Origin of the sequence: Comamonas fluminis (assembly GCF_019186805.1) — a bacterium.
GTDB classification, from domain to species: Bacteria; Pseudomonadota; Gammaproteobacteria; order Burkholderiales; family Burkholderiaceae_C; genus Comamonas; species Comamonas fluminis.
Window position 1 is genome coordinate 127916 of record NZ_CP066783.1, and the last position, 19304, is coordinate 147219.

Genomic DNA, 19304 nt, shown 5'->3' on the forward strand with positions numbered 1-19304 from the left:
CGGCCTTTTTTATTGAGCACTACCTTGTTCGGCTGCGACTGTTGGTTGCCCTTCTTTTTCTGCGGTACGGTCAAAGACTAAGCTCTTACCAAAAATCAGCTGAATCCATGTTGGATAGGTGTATGCAGTGCCTTTATTGTGATCAATGATGGCGCCAATACCTCCGCCGAGAAGGATGTTCCCAAACATGCCTCCATTGGCTCTGGAAATAGCGCGGCCGGATGCATCCATTTGTTCCGGAGCTTTGCATACGATATCCAGATCTTTGCTGGAGCGACGTACTTGGACTGTGTCTCCAGATTTCGTACTAAAGCTACCATAGTCGTTTGTAAGCTTACAGTCGGCACCGTTTATAAGTTTGCCGTCTTCGGTTTTGGTTTCGATTTTGACTGGATGGGTTGAATCATTCACAACTGACGCGCAGCCTGTCATCAAAATCGCTGCACCCAGAACCACTAAGTATTTCAAAATGTATCTCCTTTGTTGCGAAATATAACTTAGTAGCTCTTAGCTATTCACCACGGGATAGCAGGCATCCCCCCAGATCGTGTCCGGGTTGGACATCATCAGATCAATCACCACCGGCACAAGTTGTCCCATGATGTTGGAGCAGTCCTGCACCTGGGCGCGGTTGATCTGGCTGTTCCAGGTGGCGCCGCCGTGCATGAGCTGGTTGCGCAAGGTGTAGATGCGCTGAAAGACCAGGCCCAGCAGCTCGGGCGTCTGGCTTTGTGCCAGCAGGATGGCGGCTTTGCGTTTGCCAGCGGCAAAGCGTTCCTGCCAGGTGGTTGCGTCGATTTCACCGCGCTGGTGGCTCCAGAAGGATTCGAAGACATAGGGGTTGTCCAGCAGCACGCGAATGGGGCCGCTGAAGGTGTTCCAGACCAGGGTGTGGAGCTGCTTGCGGGTGTCGAGCCCGTCGAGCTTGTGCAAAAAGCTGCGAAAGCTCTCCTGCTGCGACAGGTGCTGGCCGCGCGGGATTTCCTGTGCGTATGCAGCGTTGAAGGCAATCCACAGAAAGATAAAGCGCGCGTCCACATCGTCATGGCACTGGCTGGCGCGGTGCAGCCAGCTGAGCGAGCGGTGAATGCGCAGATTGAGTGCTTCCGGCATGCCATCACGTATGGCGCGGTGGCGTTCTTTGAGTGCGGTGTGTGTGGCCTGCATGACGTGGTTTCCTCTCTTGGTCTGGCCAGAGCTTAGAGAGCTATGGGAAACAGAGCAATGACTTACCTGCAGGCGGCAGCGGTATGAGGGTTCAATATGAATTTCATAGCGCGTAGCGCTTTATGGATCAGCGCTGCAGCCAGTAAAAGCCACTTCTCATGTTGAAGTGATGCCGTTCACAGCACAGGGCTCAAGGCGCTGAGAAGATTGCTCCAGATGCGTTTGTGCACCGGTGTCTTCATCACTTGCTCCAGCGTCACCTGCTGCGATTGCTGGATATAGCTTTGCTGGCGTTCGCGTATCGCTTGCGTGGTGACAGTGTCATACAGCAGCACATTGTTTTCAAAGTTCAGATCGAAGCTGCGCAGGTCCAGATTGGTGGAACCGATAAAGCTCACTTCGCCATCCAGACACAGCGTTTTTGCGTGCAGCAGGCCGGGCTGAAATTCGTGAATCTGCACCCCGGCCCTGAGCAGGCGCCAGTAGTGGCTGTGGCTGACGGCGCCGACGATCCAGGAGTCATTGCGCGCAGGCAGGATGAGGGTGACCTGCACATCGCGCAGTGCGGCAGAACACAGGGCATCCAGCACCGTGGTGTCTGGAACAAAGTAGGGCGTGGAGATGAGCACTTCACGGTGCGCACCGGCCAGCAGGTTCGCCACAAGCTGGGGCGTGGCCCGGGGGCGCTCTGTGGGGCCTTCGGCAATGCCAATGGCGTGAAAGCCTTGCTCACCGGCCTGAGCCGGTGCGATGGATGGGGGCTCGACGGCGGTCTGCGACTGCGCCCAGTCGCTGGCAAAGGTCTGCTGCATCTGGGCCACGACGGGGCCTTGCATGCGCAGCATGATGTCGATCCAGGGGGCGTAGCGGGGTTTGACGCGAAAGGCCTCGTCAGCGCAGTTCTGGCTGCCGATATAGGTGATGCGCTCGTCGATCAGCGTGATCTTGCGGTGGTTGCGCAGATCCAGCCGGCTGGTGAGCATGATGGTCAGCGGGCGGTTGATGGGCAGGGCTACGCTGAGGTGTACGCCGCTTTGCTGCATCTGCTTCCACAGGGGCGAGCGCACCAGTGCGCGAGAGCCCAGTCCATCGACCATGGCGCGGCAGGTGACGCCGCGCTGTGCGGCGCGCATCAGTGCCTGGGCCACATGGGTGCCGGTTTCGTCTTCCAGCCAGATGTAGTACAGCACATTGATTTCGCGCTGGGCTGCATCCATGTCGGCAATGAGTTGCGCGCGGGCGTGGTCGCCATCGCGCATCAGCTCGGCCAGATGGCCGGGCAATGCCTCAAAGCCGTTGATGGACGATGCATAGCGAAACGCTGGCTGCCACCGTGCAGGAATCGAGGTTGTGCCTGCGCTGGGTGTGGCAGAGGGCCTGTCTGCCGCCACGCTGCTGCCGTGCGCCTGGCAGAATTCCTGCACATTGAGCCGCTTTCGGCTGGGCACACGGCCCAGAGCGACTTCGCCAAAGAAGTAATACAGCGCGCAGCTCACATAGGGCAGCAGCACCATCACCAGCAGCCATGCCAGGCGCACATCGGGGCGCATGTCTCTGCGCAGCAGAATGCGCAGGCCAAAGCCCGTAATCAACAACACATGAAGAGTCAGTAGCAGCCAGGTCATGAAGCAGTGTCCAGAGGTTGACTGGCCCAGCATACAAGCAGTGGGCAATGCCATCTTTGCCACTGACTGAAAATCAATGCCAAAAGCCGCTGATGCCGTTGCGGATAAAGCGCAGCCAGCTATTGATTGATGAGCGACGTGTTTGCGCGCAATAGTTCTCTGGCATGGAACCTGCTTCGCCTTCCTGAAAAGCAAACAAGCAGGGAGGGTGTGCATGGAATTGGTGCCATTGACTGCCATAGACAAGGCAGATACCGCGTGGGTCATGACTTCTGCAGCGCTGGTGCTGCTGATGACGCTGCCGGGGATTGCACTGTTTTACGCGGGGCTGGTGCGCCGCAAGAACGTGGTCAACACCATGGCCGCCGTGTTTGCGGTGGCGTGCATTGTGGCGCTGACCTGGTTTGGCATCGGTTACTCGCTGGCATTTGCGGCCGATTCGCCCTGGCTGGGCAATCTGAGCCGGGCCTGGTTTGCCTCTTTGCACTTCGATGCCAAACGCAATGTGCTGGCGGTCAGCCATCTGGCTCCGCACCTGCCTGAAGCGGCCTATGCATTGTTTCAGGCGGCGTTCGCCATCATCACCACTTCGCTGATTGTCGGCGCCGTGGTGGAGCGCATGCGCTTTGCTGCGGTGCTGCTATTTGCGGCGCTGTGGAGCGTGCTGGTCTATGCACCAGTTGCGCACTGGGTCTGGGAAGGTGGTGGCTGGCTGAACCAGCTTGGTGCACTGGATTTTGCGGGCGGTGCTGTGGTGCACGTCAACGCGGGCGTTGCAGCGCTTGTGTGCGCCTGTGTGCTGGGCAAAAGGCATGGTTATGGCGCCGAGGCTTTTGAGCCCCACAGCCTGGGCTGGACGGCCATGGGCACGGCGTTGCTGCTTTTTGGCTGGTTTGGCTTCAATGCAGGCTCAGCCCTGTCGGCCGATGGGCGTGCGGCGCTGGCCTTTGTGGTCACGCTGGTGGCTGCGGCCGCAGGCGGGCTGTCCTGGATGCTGATGGAGTGGTTCAAACGCGGTGCACCGACCTTGCTGGGCCTGCTCTCGGGCATGGTGGGTGGCCTGGTAGCCATCACCCCTGCAGCAGGTTTTGTGCAGGTCAGCAGTGCCCTGTGGATTGGACTGATTGCAGGCGCCGTCTGCTACTGGGGTGCGACCTGGCTCAAGCGCCGCCTGGGGGCGGATGACTCGCTTGATGTGTTTGGTGTGCATGGGGTGGGTGGCATTGCAGGCTCCTTGCTGACGGCTGTGTTTGCCGACCCCTTGATGGCTGGCACCGGTGCCACCGTGCTCAACCAGCTGGTTGCCGTGCTGGCTGTGGCGGCCTACAGCGCTGTGGGCACGCTGCTGGTGCTGGCCCTGATTCGTTTGCTGATGCCGCTGCGGGTGGGCTCTGCACAGGAGCGGGAGGGGCTGGACATCAGCCTGCATCTGGAGCGGCAGCACTGATTCATGGATGCGAGGAGGTGTGTATGGAGGACAGCGAAAAATTGGCCATTGCAGCGCATTTGCATGTGCAGTTGCGCCGCAAGACCGGCCGCGTCACTGATACGGAATGGATGGCTGGCAATGAAGATTATGCACAGGCCATGGTGGCTTTCGCACTGGAACATGCGAAGGAAAATCAGGATGAGGAATTGACGCGTCTGGCGCTGCGCTTGCAGGAAAGCTGGGCTGGCAAGTCAATGCAGTCCGCAGGCGCAGCGGGGGTGAATGAAGACCATTCTGTTGCCACCAAGGCCGCCGAAATTCTGCGCATCTCGGCGCGCTATATCGGTGGTCTGAGATAGGGGCTGATATGCCTTGATGCCCTGATTTGATATGCGCATAGCGCTATCAAATCAGGAATCAACTTATCACCAGGCGACTTACTTTGCCTTCAGCTCTGCGATATAGGCATCGCGGGCTTTCACGCCATCGGCAGTGAAGTCGGTGAAGACGCCATCAATACCCAGGCGGTAGTAGGCCAGGAATTCCTGCGAGGGGTCACCCTTGAAGATGCCTGCCAGTCGGCTGGCTTCGCTGCGGAAGGTGAAGCTGTGCACCACCAGGCCCGCCTTGTGGGCGTTGGCAATGAGGGCGGTGTCTTTCAATGTGTTCACATCCTTCAGGCCGGCACCATCCTTGTAAGGCACGACGGAATGCGCGATGACCTGTGGCTTCCAGGGACCGATGCCGTCGGCATAGGTTTTGATTTCGGCCAGCCCAGCCGGGGTCTGCATGGCTGCAAAAGTGCGCGCATCGCCCGCCAGCGTCCAGCTATAGGGGCGGCCGCTGATGAAGGTCCACTCATCGCTGGTGATGTAGCCGACGGAGCCGTCCTTGAAGTTGTAATCGTTGCCATCAATCAGCTGCACACCCTTGGCCTTCATGCCTGCCTTGCGCAGGTATTTCAGACTGTCGGGGTCAAAGCTCTGGATGTAGATGGGTGAATCCTTGGCGTTGAGCTTGTTCTTCTCCAGCAGAGCCATCACGGCATCTTCAAACGGATGCTGGCCCGTGCCGCAGCTGTTGGCAATGGCCTGCTGGTTGTTCCAGTACGGGTTCTTGGTTTCCGCATAGACAGCAATGCTGCGCCCGGCTGCCTTGCCCTTGGCCGTTGCGATGTCGATGACGTCCTGCGCGCTGATCAGAGGCAGCTTGCCGTTCCACTCGGTAGGGCGATCGGCTCGGTTGTCCAGCGTGGTGCCGCGCACCAGAGAGCGCAGTTCGTTCAGGGTGAAGTCGCTGATGGACCAGTCGTTGCTATGGTCTTCTCCGTCCACCACCAGTGCCTGAAGCACGGATTTCTGGTTGTTCGGGTCAATCAGGTCGCTCAGATACTGGGCAGGGCCGTTTGCAGGTATGGCGGGGTATTTCACATCGACCAGCACGCCGGCGGCGGTGCGCTTGCGCCCGGCCACATAGGCATTGGTCTTGGCAACGTCTGCGATATTGGTGCTGTCGCTGAGCCATGCGTTATGGCGCGCCACCAACTGGCAGTCACGCGTCAGGTGCATGTCCAGCTCAATCATGTCGGCGCCTGCATCAATGGCTTTCTCATACGCCATCTGGGTTTGCTCGGGGTATAGCCCCGAGTAGCCACGGTGGGCGATCACCTGAGGCTGTTTGCCGTCCAGCGTCAGAAACTGGGGCTTGGTTTCTGGCTTGGGGCCATCACCGTCGCCACCGCCGCAGGCAGTCAGTGCCATGACGGCCAGCAAGATCAGGCCAGAGGATGCATTGCGAGTTGTGAGCATGTTTGTGTATTCGCAGATGGACAGACCTAGGATGCTTGCGGCGCTTTGTGAATCTTGTATGACAGCCCCAGAGTGATAGCCGAAATGAAACAAGCGGGGCATGCCCCGCTTGAGCCTTAGCGTGAGCGATCAGAGGCCCAGCTTTTTCGCCACATAGTCTGCATCCTTGTCACCGCGACCCGAGAGGTTGACGAGGATGTGCTGGTCCTTGCCCAGCTTGGGGGCTTCATGCATGGCCCAGGCCACGGCGTGCGCGCTTTCCAGCGCAGGAATGATGCCTTCCACGCGCGACAGTGTCATGAAGGCGTTCAGGCATTCCTTGTCGTCCACGGATTGATAGTCCACCCGGCCAATGTCTTTCAGATAGCTGTGCTGCGGGCCCACGCCGGGGTAGTCCAGACCCGAGGCAATGCTGTGCACGGCGGCGGGTGTGCCGTCTTCGTTTTCCAGCACATAGCATTGCATGCCGTGAATGGCGCCGGGCTTGCCGACAGACAGCGTGGCTGCGTGGCGGCCGGGCTTGTCAATGCCTTCGCCAGCGGGCTCCACGCCCACAAGATGCACGGATTCATCATTCAGGAAGGCGGTGAAGATGCCCATGGCATTGCTGCCGCCGCCCACGCAGGCGGCCACATGGTCGGGCAGCTTGCCGTGCTTGTGCTGGAACTGCTCGCGTGCCTCGCGGCCCACGATGGACTGGAAGTCGCGCACCATCATGGGGAAGGGGTGGGGGCCAACGACCGAGCCAATCGCGTAGATGGTGTTGACGGGGTCTTGCAGATAGACCTCGAAGGCACTGTCCACCGCCTCCTTGAGCGTGGCTGCGCCGCGTGTGACAGGCACCAGTGTGCAGCCCAGAATGCGCATCTTGGTGACGTTGGGGTGCTCTTTCTCGATATCCACCTGGCCCATGTGAATCTCGCAGGGAATGCCCACCAGCGCGCAGGCCGTGGCCAGTGCCACGCCGTGCTGGCCGGCGCCGGTTTCGGCAATCACTTTTTTCTTGCCCATGAACTTGGCCAGCAAGGCTTCGCCCAGGCAGTGATTGATCTTGTGTGCGCCGGTGTGGTTCAGGTCTTCACGCTTGAGGTGAATCTGCGCGCCGCCCAGTTGGTCGGACAGGCGCTTGGCGTGAAAGATGGGGCTGGGGCGACCCACATAGTCGGCAAACAGGGCGGCCAACTCATCCTGAAAGTCTTTGCGCTGCACGATTTCGGCATAGGCGGTCGAGATTTCGTCCATGCACTTCTTCAGATCTGGCGGCACCAGCTGGCCGCCGTAGGGGCCGAAAAAGCCGTTGGCATCGGGCATGGTCTGAGGGTTCTGGGTCATGCTTGTCTCTCCTGTATGGGCATGTTTTGGGAATGCACATTCATATCACAGGCCATGCCGTTCAGCGATGCATACAAGCCCCGAGATAGTTCATAAAAATGCTTGAACCGTATGTGTAGTAAGCGCTGGCAGCTATTGTTTTTATGAACGCCATGCGCCTGCAACACAATAGAGGCATGAAAGCCAGTTCTGCCCGCGATATCGTCTTTGCCCACGCCATGGAAACGGCCGCTGCCCATGAGGCGCTGCCCACGGCAGAGCGCTGCAGCGCCATCACTGCACAAAGCCTGCACGCGCTGGGCGCAGACAAGGGCAGCAGCCGTGCAGCCTATTTGCGCTTTTTGCAGGACAGGGCCAGACGCATCATTGAAGCGGCGCAGTTGCCGCCGGATATTCGTGCGCTGCGACAGCAGCAGGCAGGCATGTCGCGCTGGCTGCTGCTGGCGGTATTGCTGGGCGCACTGGCACTGGGGTTTGCCGGGCATGCGATTACCGATCCGCATCGCGTGGATCTGCTCTCGCTGTCGCTGATAGGCATCGTGCTGTGGAATGTGCTGGTCTTTATCGCGCTGCTGTTCAGCAGCGTGCGCAAGCTAGTGAAGCGGCGCAAGGCGGTGGTGCAGCCACTGGCCGCGACGCACGGCGCTGCTGCACCCGCTGCCAGTGGCTGGCTGCAGAAACTGCAGGCAGGCAAGAGCGCCATGGCGCGTGGCACGGGGCTGCGAAAAATGGCTTTGAACTACGAGCAGAACTGGTGGCAGATCAACCAGCGATCGCGCCATGCGCAGTGGGTAATGCTCATGCACCTGGGTGCGGCCATGCTGGCGCTGGGGGCCCTGGCCTCGCTATGGCTGACGGGGCTGACCAAGGCCTATCAGGTAGGCTGGGAGAGCACGTTTCTGTCACCCACAGCAGTGCAGAACTGGCTGAATCTGCTGTTTTCTCCCGTACATGCGCTGGTGGGGCTGGCCCCCTGGACGCTGGAGCAGATTCAGGCCCTGCAAGGGTGGGCGGCTGACGGCGCCCCAGAGCTGGAAACCAGCCTGAGCCAGATGCTGAAGTCTCCCACCGCGGGCCAGCGCTGGGTGCAGCTCTACACGCTGCTGCTGTTCATTGTGGTGGTTGCCCCGCGTCTGGTGCTGGCGCTGTATCAGGGGCTCAAGCTCTGGTGGTTCAACCGCCATGTGCAACTGCCACTGCAGCAGCCGTATTTTCAGCAACTGCAGCGCGACTGGGCGGGCCGCGCCACGGTGCTGCAGGTGCAGCCATACAGCCTGGAAATCACGCCCGAGCGCGAAGCCGCATTGCGCCGCTATGTGGCCGCGCATTACGGCGCGGGAGCGCAGCTGGAATGGCTGCCCGTGCTGGCCTATGGGTCGCCCTTGCCCGAGGCCAATCAAAGCGGCGCGCAGCAGGTGCTGCTGCTGAATCTGGCGGCCACGCCAGAGGCCGAAATACATGGCGCGCTGCTGGCACAAGTCTTTGAGCGCTGGGGGGCGCAAACCGATGTCTGGCTCTGGGCCGAGGATTTTCGTGCGCGCAACACGGGCGCACCATCACGCGTGCAGGAACGTGAACACCTGTGGCGTGAATTTGTACGCAGTGCAGGTCTGAATGCCAGTCTGGTGCCGGATGCAGGAGTGTGATGATGAGTGATGTGCAAGAACCCAGCGGCGGTGACCAGAGCATTCAGTGGTGCCTGCTATCGCACACCAATATTGGCAAGACCACGCTGACGCGCACGCTGATGGCGGACGATGTGGGCGAGATCGAAGACGCGGCCCATGTCACCAGCCAGTCGCAGCGCTATCTGCTGCAAAAAACGCAGCATGGCGATGAGCTGTGGCTGTGGGATACGCCAGGTTTCGGTGATTCGGTGCGGCTGTATGAACGCCTGCGTCAGCAGGGCAATCCACTGGGCTGGTTTCTCAGCAATGTGTGGGACCGCTGGCGCGACAAGCCGTTTTACCTGAGCCAGCGCGCCCTGCTGGCTGCGCGCGATCATGCCGATGTCATGCTGTATCTGGTCAATGCGGCGGAAGACCCGGCAGATGCGGGCTACTGGAGCGCCGAGATGAACATTCTGGCCTGGCTGAACAAGCCGGTTCTGGTGCTGCTCAACCAGATCGGCAGCGACACCACCGACGAACAGACGCAGCAAGACCTGCAGCGCTGGAAAAAGGCCACGCAAAGCTTTCAGACCGTGGTGCGCGATGTACTGGTGCTGGACGCCTTCACGCGCAGCTGGTGGCATGAACGCAAGATGATGCAAAGCATCGAGCCGCTTTTGCCACAGGCCAAGCGGCCCGCCTACCAGCGCCTGCTGCAGCAAAGGGCGCAGCAACAGCAACAGCGAGAGCAGGCCAGCCTGCAAGTCATGGCAGACCAGCTGCTGGCTGCCGCAAGCCTGTACGAAAAGCTGGACCCGGAGCAGGGCAAGCTATTGAGCCGTGCCTGGCAAAGCCTGAGCCAGATGACCAGCAAGCTGAGCAAGTCAGGGGCAGGCGAAGACCGTCTGGATGCCAAGGCGAAGGCTGCAGTCGAGCGGTTGATGAGTGCCTTGCGTCAGGCGGATGTGAGGGCGACGCAGCGCTTGCTGGAAATTCATCAGCTCGACGGGCAGGCGGCCAGCCAGATTCAGGAGCAATTGCGCAGCCAGTTGAAGATCAGCAAACCCGTGGATGCACAGGCGGCCAGCCTGTGGGGCGCATTGACAGCAGGTGCCGCCACGGGGCTGGGTGCAGACCTGATGGCAGGTGGGTTGACCCTGGGGGCTGGAGCCCTCGTCGGTGCTCTGGTGGGTGCTATGACTTTTGGTGGTGCAGCCTGGGGCGCGAACAAGATGTTCGACCAGGAGCAGCAGAGCTTTCAGCTGTCTCAGGACTATTTGACGAGTCTGGTGAGCCAGGTTCTGCTCAAGTACCTGCTGATCTCCCATTTCGGACGCGGCCGTGGCCGCTACACCAGCCCCGCTGCGCCTGAGCAGTGGAGTGCCCAGGTTCAGGCGGCTGTGCAGCTGCAGGCCGGGCAATGGGCAGACCTTTGGGATCAGCTGCGTGGTGTGCAAGGCACGGCAACGGGTTTTGATGCGGAAGGTGATGCTGCAGAAAAGACCGCTGAAATGCAAAACCTGCTGCAGCAAGCGCTGCGGCAGGTGATGGCCCAGCTGTATCCATCGCTGGCGCAGAGTACGGCGGGGCAAGTGCTCAGTAGCGGGGAAACTGCACGGTAAACAGGGCGCCGCCTCGCTCGGACTGGCCTGTGCTGACGCTGCCGCCCTGTGAGGTCACCAGCGCTTTGACGATGGAAAGGCCAAGGCCAGAGCCTTCGCGGCGGCGTATGCCCGGAGCCTGGGCAAAACGCTGAAACGGGTGGGCCCGCAGATCATCGGCCAGACCCGGGCCTGCATCGCTGACTTCCAGCGTGACCCAGGGCTCGCCCAGGGCGTTGTGGCTCGTCTGTACCCGGATACCCAGCCAGTGCCCGCTGCTGGCATGGCGCAGCGCGTTGTTGATGAGGTTGGTGATGATCTGGCGCATGCGGTCCGCATCGGCACGGATATCGGTGCTGCCATCACCATCCTGCACGGGCAGCTCCATCGACAAGGCCATCTTGCTTTGCTGCAGCTGGGGGCGCAGCTCGTCCACCACATCTCCGACCAGCGTGGCTAGATCAATGCGTTCTTTGCGCAGCGACAACTGGCCCGCATCGGCCATGGACAGGGTGTGCAGATCTCCCACCAGTCTGCCCAGATGCTCAACCTGGGACAGCAGCGTCTTCATTTCCGCCTGATTGCTCTCGATCACGCCATCGCAAATCGCATGCAGGCGTGCTTGCAGCACCGTTAAAGGGGTGCGCAGCTCGTGAGAGATGGAGGCGGCAGTGGCCAGGCGCTCTGACTCCAGCGTCTCCAGCGAGTCAACCATGCCGTTGAAGGCCTCGATCATTTCGGCCATTTCACCGTGGGCATTGCCTTTGACCGCTCTGGAGGCAAGATCTCCCCGTTCCACACGGGCGGCCACTTCCACCATGGATGCCAGCGGGCTGGTAATGCGCCGGGAAATCCAGAACCCTACGGCCATGCCAAAAGGCAGGCTGACGGCAAGCCCGATGACCAGCGACCATTTCTCGCCAAACAGGCGATCGCCTTCCCAGTATTCGGAATAGATCTGCAGCGCCCGGGGGCTGTCTTCCAGGTCCTGAGACTTCAGGGATTCCAGCTCGGTCTTGATGGGCGTTGGCAGGTGGCGGTAGAACTCGCGGTACTGCAGTTCGGAAAAAGCCAGTACGCCAGTGGCCAGTGCCGCAATGGCCAGCAGAACGGCCGCCGTGATCCAAAGACCAAAGCGAACCCAGATGCGATTCAGTCCCAGGGCCATAAACGGTAGCCTATGCCTCGAACCGTCTCGATCAGGCCGTCCTGCCCGGCCAGCTGGAGCTTGCGACGGAGTTTTGAAAGGTGGGAGTCGATGACCCGCTCCAGTGCATCGCTTTCCGGCAGGCAGTTTTCAATCAGATAAGCACGTGAAAAGCAGCGCCGGGGCTGGGCGGCCAGACAGGCCAGCAGGCGAAATTCCGTCAGCGTCAGGGCCCGCGGAATGGCGTGACCTGCATCGTCATACACGGCAGCGCTGTGGGCATCCACATCAATTTCGATAGGGCCGACACGGATGGGGGCTGGGGCCGTGGCTGGCTTGGCCTGGGTGCGGCGCAGCACGGCGCGAACCCGGGCCACCACTTCGGGCGGGTTGAAGGGCTTGACCACATAGTCATCGGCGCCCAGGCGCAGGGCCAGCAGCTTGTCCACATCGTCGGCCAGGGCCGTCACCATGATGACCGGAACTTCGCTGTCATTGCGAATCATGCGCAGTACGTCTATGCCATCCACCTTGGGCAGATGGATGTCCAGCAAAACAAGGTCGGGGCGCAGTTGTCTGAAGTGCTGCAGAGCTTCTTCGCCATCCTGTGCCACGCGGATGCGCAGGCCATCGCGCTCCAGATAGGCGCTGAGCACGCTGGCAATACCAGGCTCATCCTCAACGACGAGCACCATGGGGGTGGAAGCAGGTTGAACAAAGGTATTCATGGTTTTTTGCGCAGCAAAGTCATGCATGAGCGACTCTCTGAGACGTGTTATCTGCACATTATGTGCTTTGGCGCTGCAATAAATGATTGCAGGTGACTCTCCATAATTCCTACATAAATCTTGCAATCTGGCGAAAGCTTTTTTTCGTTCAATGGTGAACGGTGGAAAGCTGTCTCTGCTTTCCGTGGGTTTTCTCGGTGAAAGCCGATAGCTTGACTTGCTGCTCTGTGACACCTCTTTTCCGCGCTTCAAAAATTCGCATAGGTTGCTTGTGCCTGTGTGCGATGTCATTGCTGGCGGGATGTGCTGCGCCTGTGGCTGTCAAGCTGGACCAGACAACACCCGCCCAATGGCAGCAGCCTGCGGCAGCTGCAGGGCAGGCTGAGCTGGCCCAGTGGTGGCGAACCTGGAACGATCCCGCCCTGAATGCACTGGTGGATGAGGCGCTGGCACAGAACCTGGATGTGGCTCAGGCTGTGCTCAGGCTCAAGCAGCAGCGCCTGCTGGCTGGCACGGCCAATGCGCCTTTTATGCCGGTGGTGAGCACGGGGGCCAGAACCCTGCAGGATATTGCGGCGGTGGACTCCTACTTTCACGCCAGCATCGACGTGAGCTGGGACCTGGGGTTGTTCGGAGACTCCCAAGCTGCGCGTCGCTCGGCAGACGCCGGTGTGCTGGATGCACAGGCACAGTTGCATGCTGCACGGGTGGCCCTGGTTGCCGATGTCGTGCATCGTTATCTCGATATCCGGCTGGCCCAGGTGCAGCGTGCTCTGGCTGCAAAGCAGCAACAGCAGGCAGTGCGCCAACAGCAACTGCTGCAAGTGCGGCGCGATCAGCGACTGACGGATACAGATTCGCTTCAGCAGCAGCAATTGCAGCTGAATGCGGCTCAGGCACAGCTTGCCACTTTGGGCGAGGCGCAGGCCCGCTCGGCACATGCGCTGGCGGCCCTGCTGGGGCGCGACAGGCCTGATGCGCGCTGGTTGCAGCCAGACGGCGCAGCAGCATTGCCCAGCGTGCAGCCGGCAGCGGTGTTGCCGGCTGACTTGCTGCGCAGCCGACCCGATATTCAAAGCGCCGAGGCTGCGGTGGAGCAGGCCGCGGCAGAAGTGGGTGTATCGCATGCGGCGCTCTACCCCAGATTGACGCTGACCGGCTCCCTGCTGTTTGCCTACAACCTCACTCGCAACCACCGCACTACTTCGGACAGCATTCCCATGGTCGGCCCCCAGATCGACATTCCCCTGTTTGACTGGGGCCGTCGCCGTGCCGTGGCCGATGGCAAGGATCTGGCGCTGCAAGCTTCGATCAAGGCCTACCGTCAGGCCGTGCTCAATGGTGTTGCCGAGGCCGAAGGCGCTCTGGCTGCGGTGGCTGCACAGCAGCAGCGACAGCAGACCCTGCAGGCCGCGCAGCAGATACATGCCTCGCGTGACAAGACTCAGGCCATACGCCAGCAACTGGGCCTTTCCAGTGAGCTTGCGGGAATTGAAAACGCCAGAGCCAGTCTGCAAAACCAGAGCGACATCGCAACGGCCAAGGCTGCGCAGGCGCTGGCCTATGTTGCCTTGTACAAAGCGGTGGGCGCGGCACCCGTTGATGCCGTGGTTGCCGCGCAGCCCGCAGAGGTGCAGCCATGATTGCACTGGCGCGAAAAACGCTGATTCATGAGTGGCGACGCTTTGTGCCCTCGGTGTTCGCCGTGGGCTTTTCTGGCGTTCTGCTGGCCATGCAGGCTGCGCTGGTGCTGGGAATTTTCGGCTCGGCGGCGGTATATGTCACGGCCTCGTCTGCCGACCTCTGGGTGGGCTACCCAGGCACGCAAAGCGTCAATTTCGGCCGCAATGTGGGCAGCGATGTGGAGATGCGCCTGCGCATGGATTCAGATGTGGCCGATGTGGAGCCCTATGTCTGGGTGGATGGCGACTGGCGTGCCCGCACAGCAGAGCAGGCAAAGGCTGGCGGTGGCGTCTCCATTTACCTGTCCGGCATCAGCACTGCTGACAACTCGATGATGTTCACCAAGGTGCTCACATCCTGGCAGCGTCAGTTGCTGCGTGAGCCTGGCGCCGTCATCGTGGATCGTGCCGACCTGGGAACCCTGGGTGCCCAAGAGGGAAGCACCGCCTGGATCAACAACCATGCCGTCAAAGTTGTGGCTGCGGTGGATGGCCTGCGTGGGCTGGGTGGCGCCAATATTCTGGCTTCGCTCAGTACAGCGCGTGAAATTTCAGAGACTCACGCCGAACATGGCAGCACCTACTTTGTTGCCAGGCTGAAGCCTGGAGTCAAGGCTTCGGAAGTGCAGAAGCGACTGAGTCAGGGCGGCAGCAGCTTTGGTCCTTATGAGGTCTGGACTGCGGAAACGTTTGCAAGGCGCTCGCAGCGCTACTGGATGCTGGATACCGGCGCCGGTGCAGGCGTGCTCTTCATGGCGGTCATCGTGTGTCTGGTGGGCGCCATCGTGACCAGCCAGTCGCTCAAAGCCGTGGTTGCTGGCTCTGCCCGTGAATACGCGGTGCTCAATGCGCTGGGCGTTAGCCGTGGGGCGCTGGGCCGCGTGGTGGTAGAGCAGGCTTGCTGGATTGGCGGGCTGGGCTTTGTGCTGGCCGCGCTGACCAGTGCGGTGCTGCTGAGCATTGCATCCAGCTATCGCGTACCTGTTGCCATCAATCTGCCGGCGGTGCTGGCCTGTGGCATTCTGGTTGCGGTGCTGTCGCTGCTCTCGGGGCTGGGCGCCATGCGCAGTCTTTTGCGTGCCGATCCGGCCACTTTGCTGCGTTGAGGGGCATGGCATGCAAGAACAGATCCTAGAACGCCCCCAAGCCGCAACTGGCGCCAAGAATTCCACGCCCAGCCTTGAAGCTGTGCGGCTGGAGAAATCCTTTGTTTCCGGCATTGTGCAGGTGCATGTGCTGCAGGGCTTGTCTGTCAGCCTTTTTGGGGGAGAGCTGAGCCTGATTTCCGGGCCTTCGGGCTGCGGCAAAAGCACTTTGCTTTCCCTGATGTCCGGTCTGCAAAAGCCCGATGGGGGGCGCACGCTGGCTCTGGGGCAGGATCTGGCTGCCCTCAGTTCAGGGGCGCTGGAGAAATTTCGCTTGCGTCACACCGGGTTTGTCTTTCAGGGCTTCAATCTGTTTCCGGCCCTGACGGCACTGGAGCAGGTTCAGTTGCCGCTGGGGTATATGGGCCTGAAAGACGCTGAAACTCTGCGCCGCGCCAAAGAGGCGCTGGACGAAGTCGGGCTGTCTCACCGCAGTCATATGCGCCCCGCACAGCTGTCGGGTGGCGAAAAGCAGCGTGTGGCTATTGCCCGGGCCATGGCCAAGCGGCCGCAACTGCTGTTTGCCGATGAACCCACCAGTGCGCTGGATGCCGAGAGCGGCCAGCGCGTCATTGATCTTTTGCACCGTGCGGCGCGCACGCATGGCACCACGGTGCTGTGCGTCAGCCACGACCCGCGACTGGTGCGCCACGCCGATCGCGTGCTGGGCATGGAAGACGGCGCCATTCGTAATGACTGGCGCCAGAACAGCCCCATCAAGGAATAACTCATGAACCGTAGCCCAATGTCTCGCAGCTTCAGGTCGGGCATGCCCTTGCTGGCAGCCGCCTTGCTGGCGCTGGCCGGGTGCTCTCCGTCACAGAACTCAGCCTCGGTGGTGTCGCCTGCAGCGGCACAGGTCAAGCCGCAAAGCCAGGTGGCTGTGGCGCGTGGAAAGATTGATGTGGAAGGCGGCCTGCTGGAGCTCACATCTGCGGCGGCAGGCGTGGTTCAGCAACTGCTGGTCAAGGAAGGTCAGCAACTGCAAAAAGGCCAGCTGGTATTGCGTCTGGCAGATGATGCAGCGCGTGCGGATGTGTCCGTAGCAGAGTCGGAGTGGCAGCTGGCACAGGCCAAGCTCAAGGCTCGCCAGGAGCGCCTGCCCGCACTCAAGACCACGCTGACGCGCTGGCAGTCGGCTGCCAGACAAGGCGCTGCCGACCAGCAGAACGTGGATGAAGCCCTGCAGGCCCTGCGCGATGCGCAGGCGGAGGCCGATATTGCGGGCGCGGAAGTCAATGTGGCCAAGCGCAAGCTGGAACAGCTGCGCGCCTTGCAGCAGCGCCATGAGTTGCATGTCCCAGAGGCTGCCACCGTGGTGCGTCTGCAGGCTCAGGCAGGCAGCATGCTGCAAAGCGGTAGCAGCGTTGCGGTGCTGCTGCCCCAGCGCCCGCTGATTGTGCGTGCAGAGGTCAATGAAAGCTTTGTGAGCGCGATTCGCGAAGGCATGAAGGCTCAGGTTTCTGTGGACGGAGATGTCGCGGCGGGCAAGCAGGATCTGCCATCGGCCACGGTGCTGCGCGTCAGCCCCGTTTATGGAACCGCCCGTTTGCAGGACGACACACAACGGGGTCCGGTACGAATTGTCGAAGCGGTGCTGGCGTTTGACCAGCCACCCGTCAATGCCAAGGTTGGCCAGAACGTGAGGGTCAGTTTCCATGAATAAACGTATTCAAATTTTCCCTTCCTCGACGGGGCAATCCTCTACGGGCTGGATGGTGCAAAGCGACTTCGATGGCACCATCAGCCTGCTGGATGTGACGGACACCCTGCTCAACCGCTTTGGCAAGCCCGGCTGGCAAGAGCTGGAAGACGCCTGGGAGCGCGGCGAGATTGGCTCGCGTGAATGCATGAAGGGTCAGGTCGCGCTGCTGGATATGAGCGAGGCTGAGCTGCAGCAGCACCTGGACACCATCGAGATTGATGCGCACTTTGCAGGGTTCGTGGCCGAGGCCAAGGCGCACGGCGTCAAGGTGCAGGTGGTCAGCGATGGCATTGACTACGCCATTCGCCATGTGCTGGCACGCCACGGTATGGCGGATCTGGAGGTCATTGCCAACCATCTGGTGCAGACGGGCGAGCGCAGCTGGCGTCTGGATTCCCCATGGGCCAGCAACCACTGCACACGCGCCAGCGGCAACTGCAAGTGCGAGCGACTGGCCGAGCAGCAGGCCGTGCACGGTCGCGTGCTTTACATCGGTGACAGCACTTCGGATTTCTGCGTGTCTGGCAAGGCCGATTTTGTGCTGGCCAAGTACAAGCTCATTGTCTATTGCGAAAGCCGTGGCATTGCGCACGCCCGTTTTGAGCATTTCGGGCAAGCTACGCAACTGCTGGAACAAGTGCTGCTGGGCATGGAGCTGACAGCATGAATGTGGCTGACGGCTATGCACAACTGCAGCAGCAAAGCCTGCAGCAGCTGTGCCTCACGCCCCACGAATTCGTCATGGCTGGCGAAGGAGAGAACGCGCGCACTGGCATCTTGCTCATCCATGGGCTGACCGGCACCCCGGCAGAGATGCGCCTGCTGGGCAAGGGGCTGAACAAGCAGGGCTTTACCGTGTACGGTGTGCAACTGGCCGGTCACTGCGGCAGCATGGAAGACTTGGTCGCCGCCCGCTGGACGGACTGGATTGCCAGCGTTGAATCTGGCCTGCAGCGCTTTGCAGAGCATGTGGACCAGGTGGTGGTGGGCGGCCTGTCCATGGGCGCACTGCTGTCGCTGGCTGTTGCCGAGCGACACCCCGGCAAAGTCGCAGGTGTCTGCGCACTCTCAACCACCTTCCGTTATGACGGCTGGAGCATTCCCGCCTATACCAAGCTGGCGTTCCTGCTGCCGCTGTTTCGCCTGCTGGGCATTGGCCGGAGCAGTGTCTTCATGGAAGCGCCGCCCTACGGGATCAAGGACGAGGCCCTGCGCGCCCGCGTGGTGGAGCAGATGAACAGCGGCGACAGCTCTGCTGCAGGCCTGCCGGGCAACCCCTGGTGGAGCGTGATTGAGCTACGCGCCTTGTCGGCAGATGTGCAGGCCAATCTGCACAAGCTGCGCGCTCCCTGCCTGGTCATTCACGCCAAGGAAGACGATATTTCTTCGGTCAGCAATGCCCACGATATTGAGCGCGGCGCGACGAATGCAAAGGTGGAACTGGTGCTGCTGGACAACTGCTATCACATGGTCACCATCGACCGTGAGCGCCGCACCGTGATTGCCCGAATGAATGATTTTGTTGCGCGCATTGCCAGCTCGGCCGCGAAGACCCGAGGTATGAATGGGCAGTGATCTTTCGCCCCTGGTGGTGACACTGTGGGTGCTCAATGTGCTGGTGGACAGCGGGGGACAATTGGCCTTCAAGGCCGCAGCCAGCGAACCCGGTGAACGCGATGGCATGGAGCGCTGGCGCTTCATGCTGGCACGTCCCTGGCTGTGGATAGGCATTGCCTGCTATGTGGCAGAGTTCCTCGTCTGGCTGGCCTTTTTGTCGCTGGTGCCCTTGTCGGATGGGGTGCTGCTGGGCTCCATCAACATCGTGGCCATCATGATTCTGGGGCGCGTGCTGTTTCGCGAGAAACTCGCACCCATGCGCGTGGTTGGGATTGTGCTCGTGTCCATTGGCGTAGCAGTTGTGGGGCTGCATTGAAATGAAGCGCTTCTACATCATTGGCTTTCTGGTGCTCATGGCATTTGACACGCTGGCCCAGCTGAGCTTCAAGCAGGCAGGCGATGCGGCATTGCCGCTGGAGCTGTCTGTGGACTGGCTGGTGCGCGTATTCAGCCAGCCCTGGATCTATGGCGCTTTCGTCGGCTATATCGGTGCATTTTTTACCTGGATGAGCTTGCTCAAGCACGCGCCCATCGGCCCTGCGTTTGCGGCATCACACCTGGAGATCATCAGCGTGCTGGGCATGTCCTACTGGCTGTTCAATGAGCCCATTGGCTGGCCGCAGATCATTGGCTGCTGCTTTATCGTGGCCGGCATCATGTGCCTGGCGGTCAGCGAAAAGCAGGAGCTGGAACCCGCGCACTGAGATG

General features: G+C 60.8%; 19 protein-coding genes. 12 read left to right on the forward strand and 7 right to left on the reverse strand.

The window, feature by feature from the left end; translation table 11 throughout:
* Nucleotides 1-9: 9 nt before the first annotated feature.
* The 3 genes from JDW18_RS00845 to cls all read right to left on the reverse strand — a co-directional run bounded on the left by JDW18_RS00845 (nucleotide 10) and on the right by cls (nucleotide 2792).
* On the reverse strand, nucleotides 10-468 hold the full coding sequence (locus JDW18_RS00845; protein ID WP_246610195.1) for a hypothetical protein: 459 nt from the start codon (nucleotides 466-468) through the stop codon (nucleotides 10-12).
* A 39-nt stretch (nucleotides 469-507) separates the two neighbouring features.
* A complete protein-coding gene (locus JDW18_RS00850; protein ID WP_218241899.1) occupies nucleotides 508-1167 on the reverse strand; it encodes a HEPN domain-containing protein in 660 nt (219 codons plus the stop codon).
* Nucleotides 1168-1343: 176 nt separating this feature from the next.
* Complete coding sequence (cls, locus tag JDW18_RS00855) at nucleotides 1344-2792, reverse strand: cardiolipin synthase (RefSeq protein WP_218241900.1); 1449 nt, start codon at nucleotides 2790-2792, stop codon at nucleotides 1344-1346.
* Between the two features lie 214 nt (nucleotides 2793-3006).
* Here cls and JDW18_RS00860 point away from each other — a divergent pair, with 214 nt between their 5' ends.
* On the forward strand, nucleotides 3007-4239 hold the full coding sequence (locus JDW18_RS00860) for an ammonium transporter (protein WP_218241901.1): 1233 nt from the start codon (nucleotides 3007-3009) through the stop codon (nucleotides 4237-4239).
* Between the two features lie 23 nt (nucleotides 4240-4262).
* Nucleotides 4263-4580, forward strand: coding sequence for a hypothetical protein (locus tag JDW18_RS00865; protein ID WP_218241902.1), 318 nt, complete (start codon nucleotides 4263-4265; stop codon nucleotides 4578-4580).
* A gap of 78 nt (nucleotides 4581-4658) precedes the next feature.
* Here the strand turns inward: JDW18_RS00865 and JDW18_RS00870 are convergent, their stop codons facing one another.
* Nucleotides 4659-6029: a glycerophosphodiester phosphodiesterase family protein gene (locus JDW18_RS00870; protein ID WP_218241903.1), complete on the reverse strand. Its 1371-nt coding sequence runs from the start codon at nucleotides 6027-6029 to the stop codon at nucleotides 4659-4661.
* Nucleotides 6030-6158: 129 nt separating this feature from the next.
* A complete protein-coding gene (gene trpB / locus JDW18_RS00875) occupies nucleotides 6159-7361 on the reverse strand; it encodes a tryptophan synthase subunit beta (RefSeq protein ID WP_218241904.1) in 1203 nt (400 codons plus the stop codon).
* 176 nt (nucleotides 7362-7537) lie between these two features.
* On the opposite strand from trpB, the gene JDW18_RS00880 reads away from it, so the two are divergent.
* Nucleotides 7538-9007 (forward strand): DUF2868 domain-containing protein, encoded by a 1470-nt coding sequence (locus JDW18_RS00880; RefSeq protein ID WP_218241905.1) that lies wholly within the window; start codon nucleotides 7538-7540, stop codon nucleotides 9005-9007.
* Nucleotides 9008-9009: 2 nt separating this feature from the next.
* Nucleotides 9010-10593 carry a DUF3482 domain-containing protein gene (locus JDW18_RS00885; RefSeq protein ID WP_218241906.1) on the forward strand — a complete coding sequence of 528 codons (1584 nt, stop codon included), beginning with the start codon at nucleotides 9010-9012 and terminating at the stop codon, nucleotides 10591-10593.
* Here the strand turns inward: JDW18_RS00885 and JDW18_RS00890 are convergent.
* Both JDW18_RS00890 and JDW18_RS00895 read right to left on the reverse strand, forming a co-directional pair.
* On the reverse strand, nucleotides 10568-11740 hold the full coding sequence (locus JDW18_RS00890; protein ID WP_218241907.1) for a sensor histidine kinase: 1173 nt from the start codon (nucleotides 11738-11740) through the stop codon (nucleotides 10568-10570). The genes JDW18_RS00885 and JDW18_RS00890 overlap by 26 nt on opposite strands.
* Complete coding sequence (locus JDW18_RS00895) at nucleotides 11725-12447, reverse strand: response regulator (RefSeq protein WP_425514759.1); 723 nt, start codon at nucleotides 12445-12447, stop codon at nucleotides 11725-11727. Before JDW18_RS00895 ends, JDW18_RS00890 begins: the two co-directional genes overlap by 16 nt.
* A 284-nt stretch (nucleotides 12448-12731) precedes the next feature.
* Between JDW18_RS00895 and JDW18_RS00900 the strand changes: the two genes are divergently transcribed.
* From JDW18_RS00900 to JDW18_RS00935, 8 genes are read left to right on the forward strand one after another with little or no spacing between them, the layout of a single operon-like run.
* On the forward strand, nucleotides 12732-14090 hold the full coding sequence (locus JDW18_RS00900; protein WP_218241909.1) for an efflux transporter outer membrane subunit: 1359 nt from the start codon (nucleotides 12732-12734) through the stop codon (nucleotides 14088-14090).
* The gene (locus tag JDW18_RS00905) at nucleotides 14087-15235 is read left to right on the forward strand and encodes an ABC transporter permease (protein ID WP_218241910.1); all 1149 of its coding nucleotides are present in this window, start codon (nucleotides 14087-14089) and stop codon (nucleotides 15233-15235) included. Before JDW18_RS00900 ends, JDW18_RS00905 begins: the two co-directional genes overlap by 4 nt.
* Nucleotides 15236-15245: 10 nt before the next feature.
* Nucleotides 15246-16001 (forward strand): ABC transporter ATP-binding protein, encoded by a 756-nt coding sequence (locus JDW18_RS00910; RefSeq protein ID WP_218241911.1) that lies wholly within the window; start codon nucleotides 15246-15248, stop codon nucleotides 15999-16001.
* A 3-nt stretch (nucleotides 16002-16004) separates the two neighbouring features.
* On the forward strand, nucleotides 16005-16940 hold the full coding sequence (locus tag JDW18_RS00915) for an HlyD family secretion protein (protein ID WP_218241912.1): 936 nt from the start codon (nucleotides 16005-16007) through the stop codon (nucleotides 16938-16940).
* Nucleotides 16933-17646 (forward strand): MtnX-like HAD-IB family phosphatase, encoded by a 714-nt coding sequence (locus JDW18_RS00920; protein WP_218241913.1) that lies wholly within the window; start codon nucleotides 16933-16935, stop codon nucleotides 17644-17646. Before JDW18_RS00915 ends, JDW18_RS00920 begins: the two co-directional genes overlap by 8 nt.
* Nucleotides 17643-18554 carry an alpha/beta hydrolase gene (locus JDW18_RS00925; RefSeq protein WP_218241914.1) on the forward strand — a complete coding sequence of 304 codons (912 nt, stop codon included), beginning with the start codon at nucleotides 17643-17645 and terminating at the stop codon, nucleotides 18552-18554. The genes JDW18_RS00920 and JDW18_RS00925 overlap by 4 nt, the downstream gene beginning before the upstream one ends.
* Nucleotides 18544-18912 carry an EamA family transporter gene (locus JDW18_RS00930; protein ID WP_218241915.1) on the forward strand — a complete coding sequence of 123 codons (369 nt, stop codon included), beginning with the start codon at nucleotides 18544-18546 and terminating at the stop codon, nucleotides 18910-18912. The genes JDW18_RS00925 and JDW18_RS00930 overlap by 11 nt, the downstream gene beginning before the upstream one ends.
* Nucleotide 18913: 1 nt before the next feature.
* Nucleotides 18914-19300 carry a DMT family transporter gene (locus tag JDW18_RS00935; RefSeq protein WP_218241916.1) on the forward strand — a complete coding sequence of 129 codons (387 nt, stop codon included), beginning with the start codon at nucleotides 18914-18916 and terminating at the stop codon, nucleotides 19298-19300.
* The last annotated feature ends 4 nt before the right edge of the window (nucleotides 19301-19304 follow it).

Coding starts and splice junctions, on each gene's coding strand:
- JDW18_RS00905 (WP_218241910.1), top strand. CDS start 14,087: ATGATTGCACTGGCGCGAAAAACGCTGATTCATGAGTGGCGACGCTTT.
- trpB (WP_218241904.1), bottom strand. CDS start 7,361: ATGACCCAGAACCCTCAGACCATGCCCGATGCCAACGGCTTTTTCGGC.
- JDW18_RS00910 (WP_218241911.1), top strand. CDS start 15,246: ATGCAAGAACAGATCCTAGAACGCCCCCAAGCCGCAACTGGCGCCAAG.
- JDW18_RS00920 (WP_218241913.1), top strand. CDS start 16,933: ATGAATAAACGTATTCAAATTTTCCCTTCCTCGACGGGGCAATCCTCT.
- JDW18_RS00890 (WP_218241907.1), bottom strand. CDS start 11,740: ATGGCCCTGGGACTGAATCGCATCTGGGTTCGCTTTGGTCTTTGGATC.
- JDW18_RS00935 (WP_218241916.1), top strand. CDS start 18,914: ATGAAGCGCTTCTACATCATTGGCTTTCTGGTGCTCATGGCATTTGAC.
- JDW18_RS00870 (WP_218241903.1), bottom strand. CDS start 6,029: ATGCTCACAACTCGCAATGCATCCTCTGGCCTGATCTTGCTGGCCGTC.
- JDW18_RS00915 (WP_218241912.1), top strand. CDS start 16,005: ATGAACCGTAGCCCAATGTCTCGCAGCTTCAGGTCGGGCATGCCCTTG.
- JDW18_RS00850 (WP_218241899.1), bottom strand. CDS start 1,167: ATGCAGGCCACACACACCGCACTCAAAGAACGCCACCGCGCCATACGT.
- JDW18_RS00895 (WP_425514759.1), bottom strand. CDS start 12,447: ATGAATACCTTTGTTCAACCTGCTTCCACCCCCATGGTGCTCGTCGTT.
- JDW18_RS00925 (WP_218241914.1), top strand. CDS start 17,643: ATGAATGTGGCTGACGGCTATGCACAACTGCAGCAGCAAAGCCTGCAG.
- JDW18_RS00900 (WP_218241909.1), top strand. CDS start 12,732: ATGTCATTGCTGGCGGGATGTGCTGCGCCTGTGGCTGTCAAGCTGGAC.
- JDW18_RS00860 (WP_218241901.1), top strand. CDS start 3,007: ATGGAATTGGTGCCATTGACTGCCATAGACAAGGCAGATACCGCGTGG.
- JDW18_RS00865 (WP_218241902.1), top strand. CDS start 4,263: ATGGAGGACAGCGAAAAATTGGCCATTGCAGCGCATTTGCATGTGCAG.
- cls (WP_218241900.1), bottom strand. CDS start 2,792: ATGACCTGGCTGCTACTGACTCTTCATGTGTTGTTGATTACGGGCTTT.
- JDW18_RS00885 (WP_218241906.1), top strand. CDS start 9,010: ATGAGTGATGTGCAAGAACCCAGCGGCGGTGACCAGAGCATTCAGTGG.
- JDW18_RS00880 (WP_218241905.1), top strand. CDS start 7,538: ATGAAAGCCAGTTCTGCCCGCGATATCGTCTTTGCCCACGCCATGGAA.
- JDW18_RS00930 (WP_218241915.1), top strand. CDS start 18,544: ATGGGCAGTGATCTTTCGCCCCTGGTGGTGACACTGTGGGTGCTCAAT.